At 45.3% G+C, this 14,611-nt stretch carries 13 protein-coding genes; 3 read left to right on the top strand and 10 right to left on the bottom strand.

Translation table 11 applies throughout. The features are described from left to right. Positions 1-9 precede the first annotated feature (9 nt). The 3 genes from GC093_RS14580 to GC093_RS14570 all read right to left on the bottom strand — a co-directional run bounded on the left by GC093_RS14580 (position 10) and on the right by GC093_RS14570 (position 2,706). The gene (locus tag GC093_RS14580; RefSeq protein ID WP_171652593.1) at positions 10-660 is read right to left on the bottom strand and encodes an HAD family hydrolase; all 651 of its coding nucleotides are present in this window, start codon (positions 658-660) and stop codon (positions 10-12) included. A gap of 98 nt (positions 661-758) precedes the next feature. Further along, a complete protein-coding gene (locus tag GC093_RS14575) occupies positions 759-1,889 on the bottom strand; it encodes a stalk domain-containing protein (RefSeq protein WP_171652592.1) in 1,131 nt (376 codons plus the stop codon). Positions 1,890-2,523: 634 nt separating this feature from the next. Continuing rightward, positions 2,524-2,706, bottom strand: a complete 183-nt coding sequence (locus GC093_RS14570) for an aspartyl-phosphate phosphatase Spo0E family protein (RefSeq protein WP_171652591.1) — start codon at positions 2,704-2,706, stop codon at positions 2,524-2,526. 589 nt (positions 2,707-3,295) lie between these two features. On the opposite strand from GC093_RS14570, the gene GC093_RS14565 reads away from it, so the two are divergent. Beyond that, positions 3,296-4,498, top strand: a complete 1,203-nt coding sequence (locus GC093_RS14565; protein ID WP_171652590.1) for a macrolide family glycosyltransferase — start codon at positions 3,296-3,298, stop codon at positions 4,496-4,498. A gap of 249 nt (positions 4,499-4,747) precedes the next feature. On the opposite strand, the gene GC093_RS14560 is transcribed toward GC093_RS14565, so the two are convergent. The 6 genes from GC093_RS14560 to GC093_RS14535 form a co-directional block, all read right to left on the bottom strand. Further along, on the bottom strand, positions 4,748-5,758 hold the full coding sequence (locus tag GC093_RS14560; RefSeq protein WP_171652589.1) for a zinc-dependent alcohol dehydrogenase family protein: 1,011 nt from the start codon (positions 5,756-5,758) through the stop codon (positions 4,748-4,750). A 110-nt stretch (positions 5,759-5,868) separates the two neighbouring features. Next, positions 5,869-6,312 carry an SRPBCC family protein gene (locus GC093_RS14555; RefSeq protein WP_171652588.1) on the bottom strand — a complete coding sequence of 148 codons (444 nt, stop codon included), beginning with the start codon at positions 6,310-6,312 and terminating at the stop codon, positions 5,869-5,871. 590 nt (positions 6,313-6,902) lie between these two features. Further along, positions 6,903-7,673, bottom strand: coding sequence for a DUF1868 domain-containing protein (locus GC093_RS14550; protein ID WP_171652587.1), 771 nt, complete (start codon positions 7,671-7,673; stop codon positions 6,903-6,905). An 81-nt stretch (positions 7,674-7,754) separates the two neighbouring features. Further along, entirely contained in the window at positions 7,755-8,573 is an 819-nt protein-coding gene (locus GC093_RS14545; protein ID WP_171652586.1) for a carbohydrate ABC transporter permease, read from the bottom strand. Beyond that, positions 8,566-9,459 (bottom strand): carbohydrate ABC transporter permease, encoded by an 894-nt coding sequence (locus GC093_RS14540; protein WP_216624631.1) that lies wholly within the window; start codon positions 9,457-9,459, stop codon positions 8,566-8,568. Before GC093_RS14540 ends, GC093_RS14545 begins: the two co-directional genes overlap by 8 nt. A 43-nt stretch (positions 9,460-9,502) precedes the next feature. After that, positions 9,503-10,813, bottom strand: coding sequence for an ABC transporter substrate-binding protein (locus GC093_RS14535; protein WP_171652585.1), 1,311 nt, complete (start codon positions 10,811-10,813; stop codon positions 9,503-9,505). A gap of 223 nt (positions 10,814-11,036) precedes the next feature. Between GC093_RS14535 and GC093_RS14530 the strand changes: the two genes are divergently transcribed. Beyond that, entirely contained in the window at positions 11,037-12,803 is a 1,767-nt protein-coding gene (locus tag GC093_RS14530; RefSeq protein ID WP_171652584.1) for a cache domain-containing sensor histidine kinase, read from the top strand. After that, positions 12,781-14,274: a response regulator transcription factor gene (locus GC093_RS14525; RefSeq protein ID WP_171652583.1), complete on the top strand. Its 1,494-nt coding sequence runs from the start codon at positions 12,781-12,783 to the stop codon at positions 14,272-14,274. Before GC093_RS14530 ends, GC093_RS14525 begins: the two co-directional genes overlap by 23 nt. 112 nt (positions 14,275-14,386) lie before the next feature. Here the strand turns inward: GC093_RS14525 and GC093_RS14520 are convergent, their stop codons facing one another. Next, a complete protein-coding gene (locus tag GC093_RS14520) occupies positions 14,387-14,536 on the bottom strand; it encodes a hypothetical protein (RefSeq protein WP_171652582.1) in 150 nt (49 codons plus the stop codon). Positions 14,537-14,611: the final 75 nt, after the last annotated feature.

Genomic DNA, 14,611 nt, shown 5'->3' with positions numbered 1-14,611 from the left:
CGAAGATTATTAAATTTGTTTCTGTAATTCCTTTATATTGAGTTCATTAAAACTAAAGAATAACATGTCAGAACCCTCCATGTTTTCATTTACATGGCTCAATCCCTTAAATCCAAGACACTTCATACCTGCTTTCTTAGCAGCAATTTTTCCATTTTCTGAGTCTTCAATTACCAAACATTCAACAGGTTCAACAGCAAGTTTTTGGCTCGCCAATAGGAATATCTGAGGATCGGGTTTGGACGCCACCACTTCTTCGTCACAGACGATTACATCAAAAAGTGTACGGAGCCCAAACAGATCAATCACAGCATCCATTCTTTTTTTAGTAGCGCTAGTGGCTAAAGCGATCTTTACCTGATTTCTTTTGATGTCGTGTAGAAATTCTTTTACTCCTGGGACAGGTTCCATAAATTTGTAAAGTTCTATTTCCCTATCTTGATTGTAGCTCGTGATCAATAAAGAAATATCATGTGGCAGGTTATATTGTTCTTTCACTCTTGTCCAAAACTGCCTAGAACTAAGACTTCCCCAGATCTTGATCTTCTCAATGGTTAAGTTGCAACCAAATGTATTAGCTGTCTCACATAAAAGCTGATAAGCAACCGAGTGAGAGTCAATAATGACGCCGTCCATATCAAAAATGATCGCTTTAATCATACTTTCCTCCACTCATTTATAATCTGCCCGTTAGCACAACGCGGCTGCTGATCCATGCCGTCAGCCTCATCCTTGTTTTTATTTAGCTATATAGTTTTTCATGTTGGTTTTAAAATAGGGATGATACTGAGTAAGTAATGCTTTTGGCCGTCGCTGCATCCATCAAGAGAAAGTAGCTTCCCACTCCATGGTTTTTCCTCCCATATCATGGATTTGCAGGAGACCTTATAGGCTTTCTCAACCGTCATTTTGTCCCGTATGGGATCGAATTTCATCCAGATGCTAACGCTATCATCCCGATAGTCCAAGTCAATATAGATGGGGCCCGAATCTATGGAATAACGAACAATGCGCATGTTATCAGGCACATTCTTGCTAATATTTCTCTGGAAAGCTTCCAGCTTACTGAAGTTTTCTATTTTATTCGGCAGGCTGACAACGGCATTGTTATCGTTGAGCGTAATGGAACGATCCTGTTCATTCCAGACTACGCTAAAATCCAATTCCTCCATAAGGTCACGAAGAGGCGCGTAAACGATACCAATGTCCCGAATGCTTATCGAATCCATATATTTGGGTCCATTTTTCAGCAATAGGATGTTGCTTCCCGTAAAGACGGTTACCTCCTTATTCCCTTTGGCTAAACGGATTTGCTCGTGGTCGTCCGGATTACTCAATCGCTCAATTCCCACTTCCTTAAACAAGTGATCCTGAAGGGGTATTAGCGCCTTATCTCTCGGGTCGATACGGACAGCACCGATTTCTTCGTAATGATAACGCAGTTTGATGTCATTAAGGCCCAACGAGGAGACATGCTCATACGTCTGCAATGGTTTACCCAGACGTTCGTCAAGCGGCTTCTCATCATTTATGGCTCCGGTTCCCGAACAGAATGAAGTCGTCCCATCCGAATTTTTGAATACAAGATACGATTTGCCAAACTGAAAAGAAATACCGCACTTCGTACTAATAGTACTGGAAAAAACATGTGTTACCGAAGGAACATCCCCTTTATAAATGCTCGTAACCTCAAACTCCACTTTAGCTTGATCCAACTTTTTATTGTGCCAGATCCCCACCACCTTGCCGGTAAAAATCTGCTCCGCTCTCTCGATCTTCTGCTCCAAGGTTAGCGATATACAACTGCAGGCATAGCAGGTCGCTCCTGACACTAACAGAGAAACAAATAGTCCAATCAGCAGTGTCAGTACAAATCGTTTAATATTCAATTCCCTCACCCCCACTTCCTTTTACTTCCAGATCATGGTAAAAGTTTCGCGGGAACATTGAAAAATATGCCCTTTAGAGTAACAAAGCCGCCGAATTCTGACGGCAGCCTTTTTGTGGTTGTTTATTGATCTCTCGTGTCACAATGAATCATTGTATTTCGTGGGAAATCTCTTCCGAATCTATTGTACTTGTACCCGTATCCTACTCACGGCAAATCATCAACTTGTTGCCGTTTCAGATCCTTCACGACGAACCAATGGTAATGCTCGATTTCTGTCATATAGTTAAGCTAGCCTTGACTCAGGTAGCAATGTATATCGATAATGATATTAAGCGGAAAGCAAGGAAAAAAATGAACGACTAGTTTGGTGAAGGGTTTGATCCGAGTGTTGTTGAAAGTAGGTTTTAAGAGGATGGTCCATGATAGAGGCTTTATCATTGAACACTGACTGCCGCAATGGGAATTTCAGACCCTTTTTCATCAGAAGAACGCCAGACAGTTCCATTCACTTTAAACTTAATTTCTCCATTTTAATGGAATGATTTAAGCATGGGTTAGCATGGGTTAGCATGGGTTAGCATGGGCTAAGTGGGCAGAAAGACAAATACCAAGAAATTGATGTAATTATCGTTTCATGTTAATGCAGTATGAAGAGAAATTTTCTTAGCATGATAGAATTTCATGTAATTATTTAATTGCTTATCAAGTCTTTGTGATAACTCTATTACGTCTGGATGAACAAAGTTATAATTATGTTCTTGAGCTTTATTTATCATATCTATTTTTAATTGTTCAATTAGTATGTGTAAGTCCATCTTAAGAACTCCTTTGAGGGAATAATAGTAAGTGACGCTGTATGATATTTAATTAACCCATATATCCCATAATATAACAATTCGTAAAATTTATCGTTGCAATTAACTTGCACACTAACGCAAATTTTTTACACTATTATGTAATATGCTGTCGAATGTTTTGGTAAAGCAATAAAAGAACTTGCAAGCCTTCTGTGATAAATGATATGTCAATGTATTTCATTAGTTTGTGTTGTTTTTAGGTTGATCTAAAAATAAAAAAAGCCTAAGGGACGCTTTCCCTCAGGCTCTTTGTACCGATGCTTCGGCTTTGTGGATCAGCCGGATATAACATATCCATCCAAATCTCGAACAAACCTACAGTAATGTCCCGGCTTGTCTTTTTCTTACTGGGGTGATGCCAAAGTTCTGGCGACACCCTATGGACTGACATATACAGTTGGTTTCGCTACAGAATTGTCTGTTAGAAAATCTATGGGCAACCGATTGTTCAAATGATATCCTGAAAATACTAAGATAGGCGAATTCGTGTTTTCGTAGGTCGAGGTACTTATGAATGCGATATCACAAACTCTGAAAGGTGATGACTATGGCACGTGTTTTGTTGATCAATGGAGGTTCAGAAGGACATATCAATCCAACCCTCGGTGTGGTTCAAGAACTTATTCGTCGTGGCGAAGAGGTGGTTTACTTTATAGCGGATCAATTTCGTGATCGCGTCGATCCAACGGGCGCAGAGGTGATCACGTTCGATGTCGGCAAATTTTTGGAGGCGTTCCTTGCCGGAGGAAGAAATCCTTGGGCTCGAGTGAATGGACTTTTGCGCACTGCAGACATCATCATTCCTAGTGTCCTGGAGCAAACAAAAGGAGAACGTTTTGATTACATAATTCATGACTCGATGTTCGGCTGTGGACGTTTACTTGCCCAAATCCTAAACCTGCCTTCAATCAACTCGTGCACGAGTTTTGCATCTCAACAAAACAGCTTTGACAGTCTGCAAGATCACCTCTCGCGCCATTTTCCAGCAGACGTGATTGAACATGCACAGCAGGAGTTTCAACAGCTGGTCAGTAATGTGAAAGCGAAGTATAATGTGCAGGTTGGCTCCGCCTACGAGGTTTTCTGCAATCCCGCTCCATTAACCATCGTCTACACGTCGAAACGCCTCCAACCCGATGGAGAAAGCTTCGACGAGACGTACAAGTTTGTTGGACCGTCTGTCGTGCCTCGCTCACACGGTCAATTTGATTTCTCTGAAGTGGACACGGATCACCTGATTTACATATCACTCGGCACCGTTTTCAATCAAGCTGCGGATTTTTACAAGCTCTGTTTTGCGGCGTTCTCGGAAACGAAATATACCGTGATTCTATCCGTCGGTAGACAAACCCGGATTGAGGAATTGGGAGACATTCCTGCAAATTTTATCGTTCGCAACTATGTACCGCAACTTGAAGTACTGCAACGCGCCAAATTGTTTATCACACACGGCGGCATGAACAGCACTAGTGAAGGCCTTTATTATGGAGTGCCGCTGATTGTACTTCCCCAAAGCGCCGATCAACCTCTGGTAGCTCGACGTGTTGCTGAAATGGGTGCAGGTATCCACCTCAATCAAGTAGGCTTAACCGCGGGAGATCTCAGAGCGTCTGCGGAACTCCTGCTCAAGAATGCGTCAATTCGAAAGGCATGCGTTGGAATTGGCGATTCGTTCCGAGCTGCGGGTGGGTATCATCGAGCCGTCGAGGAGATCTTCGCTTATAAACGAAGTTTAGGCATGACTAAGTAATCGAGTTTGTAACTATTCTTCCCGTTAGTGCAACGCGGCTGCCGATACATGCCGACAGCCGCGTTTAGGTAGTTTATTGAGCTATCGTTTTACGTTAGTTGAACGATCTAGCTTTTCTATGTGGCGTCGGGTTCAATTTTGCTATCTGTACCCTATTAATCGCCTATGTATCCCACGAATTGATCATTTTTTTCCGCTTCTTGGACCTGCCGCGGCAGATCCCTTTTCTTGTTATCGAACAGCGGCGTGTCAAAATACGATGCAAATCTTTCCGAAATGCGCGCCTGTGCCTCTGTAACGAAGCGCATCGATGGCGTGATCGAACGGGAACACGCGGTCAACGACTGGACGAAGCTCGCAGCGTTCGATCGCACGGTTCATCGCCTCGAACATGTCTCGGCTACCGATGTTAATCGCTTGAAGCCGCGCTTTCCTCAAGATGGCGGGGCCGATGTCCAATTCCGCGCGGGCTCCTGACAGTAGGCCGATGATACTGATCCGCCCGCCTACCCGTAATGCCGAGATCGACCGGTTCAGCGTAGCCGCTCCACCAACATCGACGATATGATCGGCCCCGACGCCCTTCGTCCAATCAAGAACGGCTTTGTCCCAATCGGGCGTTTGCTTGTAATTGATGCAGAAATCGGCATCTAGCGCTTTCGCCTGCTCGAGTTTCTTGTCGCTGCTCGACGTAATGATTACAGCGGCGCCATGGAGTTTAGCGAATTGAAGAACGAACAAGGAGACGCCGCCGGTTCCTTGGACGACGACTGTTTCACCGGCTTTAATCTTGCCCTCCTCGACGATGGCATGCCACGCCGTCACACCTGCGCAAGGGAGAGAGGCTGCTTCTTCATCCGTTAAATACCCGGGTACGCGAACCAATCCTTCCTCGGGCAAGACGGCATATTCCACTAGAAGCCCGTTGAGCGGATATCCAAGCGTACTGATCCAGTTAGCTCTCGTCGGTTCGCCGGAAATCCAGCTCTGGGTAAAAATCGCGCTCACACGGTCGCCAACCTTGAACTTAGATGCCCGCTTCCCCAAGCCGACAACTTCACCAACGCCGTCCGATACAGGGATAAGTGGTAGCTTCATGTTCGGGTCATACAATCCGTCGATCACGCCCTGTTCACGGGAGTTAAGCGAAACCGCCAGCATCTTGACGAGTACTTCGTTAGGACCGGGAACCGGGACGGGACGTTCGGCCGCCTTCACATTTTCAATTCCGAAACCGCCTTGGATTTCATATGCTTTCAATGGACATCTCTCCTTCGAATCACCTTAGATTATACGAAACGGCATCTTGGAACGTAGATCGACCGAATGAAAAGCAAATTATAGTAGAATTAGCCTAAACAAATGTTAAACTAAAAGGCTGACAGGATTTTGCCTGTTTCCAGCAAGCTCTTTAAATTGCTAAGAATGACAGGCCAGCCGTTATTGAATCCTTCCATCTTACCTTCATCTTTGCGAATATCCTTTTCTAATAAATCCTCGTGCCGGAGTGTCAATTTTATGGTGCCGTTCATGGGTGTTAATTCATATGTAACCTTGGATACTCGCTCCCCTTCACCGTCTTTAACGCTCCAAGTAACTGAGAGCAACCGATACGGCTCGCATACAAGAACTTCACCATGATGTTCAACCTTATCTTTATTCATCAATTTAAAGCTGGAACCAACTTGCCAATCCGAATCGATTTCACGACCGAAAAAATACTGCTTGGTGAATTCGCTGTTCGTTAGGGCTGCCCAAAGCTTCTCGGGTGTAGTTGCGATGTAAGTCGTATAAATGAATGACGTCTTATTCATGATTTGAATCCTCCTCTAAGGTTTGCTTTAGGGTGTTTAATGCCTCAATCCGGTGACGCTCGAACTTACCGATCCAACGTTGATAAATTTCCCCGATAGGTACTGGGTTTAGATAATGAAGCTTTTCGCGGCCTTGCCAGACGACAGTAACAAGACTTGCCTCTTCCAGCAGCAGAAGGTGCTTCGTAACCGCTGACGACTCATTATCATTTGTTGCAGAGCTCGCCCAAGGATTGTACGTTATTCACAAACAAGAGGTCGAGCAGTTCTCTGCGTGTTCCATCGGCAAGTGCTTTAAACAATTTCTCCATGCCTTTATTATATGCAACTATTTAGTTGCATGTCAAGCTCGATGGGATTTGATTATGGGAGAGGACAAAGCCTTTGCATTAAACGTAATGTTAAGCCCAAAACCAGGCTCGGGCTTTGATGCAGACAGTCTCGACCAAAACGGTTCTTCAGACCTGAATTCAAACAAGCTTAAATATAAACAAAGAAGCCTTCATAACCACTACAAAAGTAGAGATGAATGCTTCTTTCATACGATGAAATCAACCCATTTTCTCAGCGGATACCTCCTGACAATGGATTCAAGTCACAGTAGCGTCGGCGAATTTAAACATATCCTTGAAAAAAACAAGCTTCGGCGGGACAGACGCGTATACGCCGAAATGCTCCCCAAGCTCTCTCTCGGTCTGCTCCTTAAATCGGAGCAGCTCCTCTTCCTCCTCGCCTGTCAGATCCATGATCCGGTAGCCGATCGATATGTGGAAGTGATAGTCATCGTGATTGGGAAAACGAAGTCCAAGCTTAACGGAAACGTCATCACGGAACATCTTCAGCTCGTGTGCATCATCTTCCGTCAGCGGCTGCAGATTAACGGTCAGAGCGACCCCCTCAGCATGCAGGTAGTGAAACTTCATGTTAAAACCGTCCGGAATACGAACTGTTTCCCACTTTTCCCGGAATAACCGGTCCGTTTCCTCAAGCGGCGCATCCAGCGGCAAGAAGCGCGTCCACAGCTCCGTCTTGCGGTCTTCATCGCAAACTCCTTGAATAACAGTCATATGATAGCTAGAAGGCGGAAGCAACGTAAAAGAACGCGAGCAGCTCAGCTTTTGGAACCCGTCGGCTAACCGGAGCAACTGCGCATATACAGCGCTTGAAGGATCAACGGGGCATATAATTGTATTGCCCGGAAAGTAACGTACGGAGCCGTCCTCATGAAATTTGCGCCCAACCACCTTGGTATATGTCCGTTGGTGAGAGGATACAGCGGCAGTGAATGGTTTGTTTTCGATATTCTCAGTGCCCGGATGTTTGCCGTCCGTTCCTGAATTGCTTGGTTTCGAATGGTTCATAGGTATATTTGCCCCTTTCCTCAATAAAAGCGGAAGTTCAGTAAAACAGGTTTACGTTTCTGTTTTAATTCATTTTTACAGCTACTTAACCGAGCCGTCAACCATCCCTTTAACAAAATGCTTCTGCAGTGACAAGTACAAAACCGTAGCAGGAATGATTGCGAGCAAGGCAGCTGCGGCTGCAGCGTTCAGATTCGTGTTGTTTTGACTGAAAAAAGAGGAAATCGCCAATGTAACGGTACGCTTGAGCGGCGACTGCATGAAATACAGAGAAAATGAAAAATCATTCCAGATCGATACACTGTTCATAATAATGACCGTGGCGGTGACCGGCATCATCGAGGGCAGCAGGATTCGGTAAAATACACTGAATCTGCTGCACCCGTCGATCGTAGCGGCTTCGTCCAGTGCTCTTGGAATCGTCGAGATAAAATTCGAATACAGGAAGATGCAGGCCGATAGCTTGTAGGTAGTGATCAGCAATACGATTCCCCAATACGTGCTTACCCCGCCGAGCCCGGCAACAAGGCTGTACAGAGGAACGAGCACCGTCAGCTTGGGGACCATCATAACAGACAATATAAGGCTCATCATGGTCAGGTTGAACCTGCTCTTAACACGTGCCAATGGATAGGCGGCCATCGCACCAAGCAAAGCAATCAGCATTACGGAGCTGACCGTTACAATCATGCTGTTCGACATTGCCTGCAGCAGCTTGCCACTGCTCATGGCTACACGAAAATTATCCAAAAAGATGTAATCCGGAAGCTTCCATCGCGAGGAGAAATCGTTTGATTTTTTTAATGCCATCGTAATCAGAATATAGAAAGGCACGAAATGAATAAGCGCAATAACGAGCCCAGTCATGTTTTTCAGAAAGTCTGCAAAGCGCTTATCCATACTCCACCTCTCGCTTTCTGAAAATTTTCAGCATGATGTAGCTGATCGTGATGACCAAGACAAATGTAGCGAACCCGATCGCAGCCGCAAAACCGGCATTCTGATTTTCAAAATAAAAATAATTGATCAAAGACGACATCGAATGCGTTTCGAACCCCGGTCCCCCGGATGTCAACGAAATGACGATAGCGAACAGCTCCAGACCGCCGATTAAATTGAGCATAAAGCTTGTTGTAACGGCTGGAATAAGCAAAGGCAGCGTAATATGACGGAACCGGTTCCACGCATTCGCACCGTCAATAGTGGCCGCCTCCTGCAGCGATTGCGGTATACCCTGTATCCCCGCCAAATAAATAATCATGGATGTGCCGATATACTGAAAAGCGTTGATGCCTGTAATCATCCAGACGGCGCGTGTACCTTCAGCCATCCAGTCAACCGGCGCGAAACCGAGTAACTGAAGGGCATCATTCATCGCACCACCGTCATATTGGACAAGAAAATACCAAATATAGCCCATAATCAGCTGTGCTACGATAACTGGCATGTAAACAACGGTACGCACCAAAATACGGCTTCTAAATTTCATATTCAGAAGCAATGCATACAAAATGCCGAACAGATTTTGCAGGATTGCGCTTCCAAACCCGTAAACAAACGTATTCAACAGAGCTTTTTTCATTCGTACGTCCGTAAATAATTTACTGTAATTTTCAAGTCCGATATACGTGTACTTTTGTGAATAACCGTTCCAGTTCGTAAACGATATATGGATACCCGATAAGAGCGGGTAGGCTACAAACAGTAGAAATAAACATAAAGCAGGCACATACATTAGGGATAACCCCTTATCTGAGTTGACTAACCTTGCCACTTTCTGTCTCATTGCGCGCTCCCCTTCAAAAAAATTGCAACAATAACTCCCTCCACTATTTTTGTGAGCGCAGCTTCTTGTAATCATCGCTCATCATCCGTGAGGCTTCCTCTACCTTCATATCACCTGTCAAAAGCGCAGGGCCGATGATTTTCAACGTGCTCCACATACCGTTCGGCAAATATTCCCGGTCAAATACCGGAATTGTCCGTAGATTGCCGTACTTGGCAAAGTCAGCTGTCAAGCTCCCCAAGTCGTATTTGACGTTTTTGATTCCGGCAGGCATTCCCGTTGCGGCAGCTATTTTCGCGATATTATCGTTCTTAGCCATATAACCCAGCAATAGCAGCGCAGCCTCCGTGTTTTTCGATTGCTTCCATACTCCGAATGCTTCCCGCTCTCCGCCGTTGAGGATCGGTTCATCGCCTTTGTAGAAGGCCGGTACCGGCATCATCCCGATCTCGGCATCCGGATTGATCTTTTTTGCTTCAGCGACAACAGCGTTGTTTTCAAACAGAAAAGCCGCTTTGCCTGTTGCAATTTTCTCCGCTGCGCTCAAAGGATCTGCTGTGACGACATCCTTATTGAGATACCCCTCATTTTTCAGGTTTACGAGCTGCTGCGAGACCAGATTCCATTTGCTCCAGTCAAACGTGCCGTCCTTCAACGAATCTCCGTAATTATTCGATTTGTCCGATATGAGTACAGTGGGAGCCAGCTTGTTGAAAAAGCCTGCCAGCTTCGTTGTGTCCTTGCCCCCGATGTGGATCGGAGTAATATTTGCATTTTTGATTACCTTGCTAGCCGCTAATAGCTCCTCCCATGTATTCGGGACCTCCAGCTTCAGGTCCGCCAGTACCTTCTTGTTGTAAACGATACCGGATTGGTCGATATTAAGCGGTAGCACATAGACATTGCCTTTTTTATCGGAAATCGTCGGTTTGATCGTGTCCGTAAGGCTGCTAAACCATGGCTGATCATTGAGGGGACGCAAATATTCACTGTACCGGTTCACCGACCAGCCGTGTGTTGCGAACAGATCCGGCAGATCGTTGGAAGCCATCTTGGCTTTCATCAGCTGCTCATAGTCCTTGCCCTGCGTACTAAAATCAACGGTAATGTGTGGATTTTCTTTAGTGAAGCCATCAATAATCAACTGGATCGTATCGAACGTAGTGCCTGTCGCATTAGTCATCATAGTGAGCTTGACCGCTTTTACTTCCTTAGCCGGAGCCGTGCCTATACCCGCTGGTGCCGCTCCTGTTCCTGCTCCCGCTACGGGATTGCTGCTCCCCCCATTCGAGCATCCGGCTGCTGCGATAAGCGCCGACAAGCTGATCGCACAAAGCTTCGTCATTTTTTTCATAAGTCGAGTTCTCCCCTTTATCGGTTAATTGGTGTGCTGCATTGCCAGTATAACGGATTTAAAGCGCTTCCCTTGTGCTCAAAACTACACTAATCGCGCTGCTTTCTATCATTTCGCTTTTTGCATATAAGGACAGGCTTTCTTAAGGAAGGAAGATTACCGGACATGTCGAATAAGTTGCACAAGAAGGCTTCAGTTAGATCGGGAAAGGTGGAGTCATTTTATGAAAGGTTTCGGAGCCAGAATGTACCGGCCTCTTAACATGAAGCTCGTTTTTATATTCATCATCAGCACTATGCTGCCACTCCTGATTACAACCTACATCATGGCCCGTGTATTTATCGATAGGAACAGCAATGATACCGGCATACTGATCGACAACACGCTGATTTCCTTGTCTCAGAGCTTATCTGGTTATCTTAATGAATTGGACCAGCTTACGCTTATTCCTTATTATAACGACGATTTCATCTATGCGCTTAAAGTAATGGCATCCGAGTCGTACGAGAGCATGAGTAAATATCAAGTCCTCAGCATAACCAACATGCTCGATTCACAGCTGCGGTTCGTTAGACATACACGCAAGGATATTATGAGCACCCTAATCGTCTCGGACAACAAACCCTTGTTTTATTCGACTAACAATCCGTTAAACGATGTTGTTTCCAACTATGAGTTTTTTGATACGAGCTGGTACCGTAAAGCGCTGCTGGCGGGTGGGAACGCAGTATTCATCAAACCTCATAAGCAGGACTATTTTACCCGCACGAAAAATGAAACGGTTTTTTCCGTTGCAAGGACGATCCGGGAAATCCCTTCCCAACGCCCGATCAGCGTCATTATCGCAGATGCCAACACCGTCGTTTTGCAAAAAATGTTCCAGGACATCGATTTCCATGTTCCTTCCCATATCGTACTTCTGGATCATGAACGAAATATCGTTTATGCAAATCATGAGGTGACCCCGGCACTTTTCAACCCGATGCCCGAAAATCGTTCAATTATACGTGACGGCAGCTCCTCTTATATGGTTGTAAGACGAACGGTCGCCCCTTACAATTGGGAGCTGATCGTGCTCCTTTCCTATTCGCATTTGGAGCAAAAGACGATGTGGGTGTATCTAAACTCCGCTTTGCTCTATATTATTTGTCTTGTCGTGGCTTTCTTGTTCTATCAGTGGCTGTCTCGCAAGGTGATGGGGCCGGTTAAGGAGATTATTAAAACTATGCGTAAGGTCGAACAAGGCGATTTTAGCGCCCGCTACCATTACCAAACAAAGGACGAATTCGATGTGATTGGCCGGTCGCTCAATACAATGGTTGAGGAATTAAAGCTGAAAATAGAGATGGAGTACGTGCTTGTACTAAAGCAGCGCAATTCCGAGTACAAAGCTCTCCAGTCCCAAATCCAGCCCCATTTTTTATTTAACATGCTGAACGGATTTATCGCACTTAACCAAATCGGCGAGCGGGAGCTGCTTGAGAAGTCCATTATCGATCTTACGGTGCTGCTGCGCTATATTCTTAATCAAACGGACATGACTACGCTCGAGGAGGAATTGCATCTGATCGAAAAATACGGCTCACTCCAGCAGCTCCGTTTCGGACAACGTCTGCAGGTCCATGTGTCGTGCGAGGACGGTATCCGCCCGTACAAGGTTCCCAAGCTGCTGCTCCAACCGTTGGTTGAAAACGCGATTATCCATGGCATTGAGCCGTTGAATTGTCCGTGCCGACTGACGGTTGCAGCAGATACCGTGCTAGAAGACGGTGTGTTGTTTGTGCGAATCCGCATCGAGGATGACGGAGCCGGTTTTGACACAACACAGGCGGAAGGACTGGGACAAATCGGCTTGGCCAATACACGTGAACGGCTGCTGCTCTGCTTTTCCGACAGCTTGTTTCAATTGGCGAGTTCATTAGGGTCGGGTACACGCATTGTCATTATGATACCGGAGGCTAATTTCCTTGAAAATAATAATAGCGGATGACGAGCATCTGATACGGCTGTCGATCCGGCACAATCTCGAAAAGCTAAATATCCGCGGTCTTCAGACTTACGAGGCTACTGACGGGTTAGAGCTGCTGCGCGAACTGGAGCAGTTGAAGCCTGATATTGCTTTTGTAGATATCAAAATGCCTCTTCTAAGCGGTCTGGACGCTATCGAAAAAGGCAAGCTGCTATCACCGCATACAGAATTCGTCATTTTGACCGGCTTCTCAGAATTCGACTATGCCCGTAAGGCCATCGCACTACGGGTCAATGAATATTTGTTGAAGCCTGTGAGCCTTGATCAATTCAAATCGGTTATGAATAACATAAGTGAGTTGTTTACCCGTAAAACCGCCGAAAGTAGTCGGTTGTTCGCTTTGCAAATTGCTGAAGCGGTTGCGGATAAGGCGTCTGTCGAGGATACCCATTTGCCTCCGGAGGGATTGAATTGCAAACTTCTCGCCGTATGCTTTGACAGCTTCAAAGATACGAATCTTACAGACGCTGAAGCCTGGCTCGATAATGCCCGAAAATGCATAGAGCCATACCTTAGCCGCCATTTCCGTATAACTATCTTAAAGCCGCGGGATAATGAACGGGTTCTAGTGTTCGGCATTGACAAAGACGAGCACAACAGCAATGCAAACCTGTTGTCTTGCCTTTCGGATATACGTCATATGACAAAGACGTGGCGCAAGGAAAAGGGGTCCGTAACTCTAGTAACGGGCAGTACTTTACCGTTCAGATTGTTCTTCACCTCATACACCGTGCTTCTGAAGGCAACTTGCTTGAGAGCTTTATTAGGAATTTCCGTCGATTACTCACAGTCATTCCTGCAATTCATAAGTGTTGATAAACCTCAATTTATGCAAGTTTGCGCCTTGCTTATTGAACTTCCCCGGTATCAGCAGACTCAACGCTATATCGATTTTACTACTGCCATCGAACAAATCATCGCACTGATAGAAGGTGAACGTCTCCATGAAAACATCCGGGTAATCCGCCCAGCAGCCATCTATATGCGCTGTGCCATAGGACTGGCCGTTGAACCCGATATTTCATATTCCCTCTTGAAAAACGAATTGCTTCTTTATTGTAAACGCATGTTAAGCTCCCGAACGGACCGGAGTCATATTATCCGTTCTGTCATTGCTTATGCCGATGCCCGTTACGCGGAAGAAATAAGTGTAGCCAAGGTGGCTGAACGCTTTGAAATCAGTCCCAATTATTTAAGTGCGCTATTTCACAAAGAAACAGGAAAAAGATTCGTCGAGTATGTGGCTCAGTTGAGGATGAAGGAAGCGCAGAGACTGCTGTCGGAGACTGATTTATCGGTCCATGAAATCACAAGAAAAGTCGGACTGTACAGCACAAGTCATTTCAGTAAATTATTCACCAAATATTACAAGGTTTCCCCTCAAGAATATAAGAGAAACACGAACCCTCAACCGTATGGCGAATTAGATTAATTATTTAAGGTCAATTTGAATTTCACGATGAAGAGTGGTTTAACGATACCTTGGAGGAAGAACAAGAGGAAGAAAACCATGAGGTGGAGAATCGGAAAATTTATTATGAATCTCAGCTGATGCTTGCTTTGACTGCGTGGATGCCCAGTGGGAACGTGGAAAAGCCGTTTAATGAGAACGAGCTTTCAGTTTTTCCATTATTATCGTTAAAAGTGTTTCCATCATTATCGATATCCAATATTTGGAGGTAATGAATCTCCAAGAACTTCCCTCCAAATATTTTTAATACACATAACTGCCAGTTTAGCAGAACGAGGCTGCCAATCCATGCCGGCAA

Origin of the sequence: Paenibacillus foliorum (assembly GCF_013141765.1) — a bacterium.
GTDB classification, from domain to species: Bacteria; Bacillota; Bacilli; order Paenibacillales; family NBRC-103111; genus Paenibacillus_S; species Paenibacillus_S foliorum.
Note: the sequence above shows the minus strand (reverse complement) of the source record. Positions and strands in the feature narration are given on the sequence as shown.

Coding starts and splice junctions, on each gene's coding strand:
- GC093_RS14550 (WP_171652587.1), bottom strand. CDS start 7,673: ATGAACCATTCGAAACCAAGCAATTCAGGAACGGACGGCAAACATCCG.
- GC093_RS14570 (WP_171652591.1), bottom strand. CDS start 2,706: ATGGACTTACACATACTAATTGAACAATTAAAAATAGATATGATAAAT.
- GC093_RS14565 (WP_171652590.1), top strand. CDS start 3,296: ATGGCACGTGTTTTGTTGATCAATGGAGGTTCAGAAGGACATATCAAT.
- GC093_RS14540 (WP_216624631.1), bottom strand. CDS start 9,459: ATGAGACAGAAAGTGGCAAGGTTAGTCAACTCAGATAAGGGGTTATCC.
- GC093_RS14555 (WP_171652588.1), bottom strand. CDS start 6,312: ATGAATAAGACGTCATTCATTTATACGACTTACATCGCAACTACACCC.
- GC093_RS14580 (WP_171652593.1), bottom strand. CDS start 660: ATGATTAAAGCGATCATTTTTGATATGGACGGCGTCATTATTGACTCT.
- GC093_RS14545 (WP_171652586.1), bottom strand. CDS start 8,573: ATGGATAAGCGCTTTGCAGACTTTCTGAAAAACATGACTGGGCTCGTT.
- GC093_RS14535 (WP_171652585.1), bottom strand. CDS start 10,813: ATGAAAAAAATGACGAAGCTTTGTGCGATCAGCTTGTCGGCGCTTATC.
- GC093_RS14530 (WP_171652584.1), top strand. CDS start 11,037: ATGAAAGGTTTCGGAGCCAGAATGTACCGGCCTCTTAACATGAAGCTC.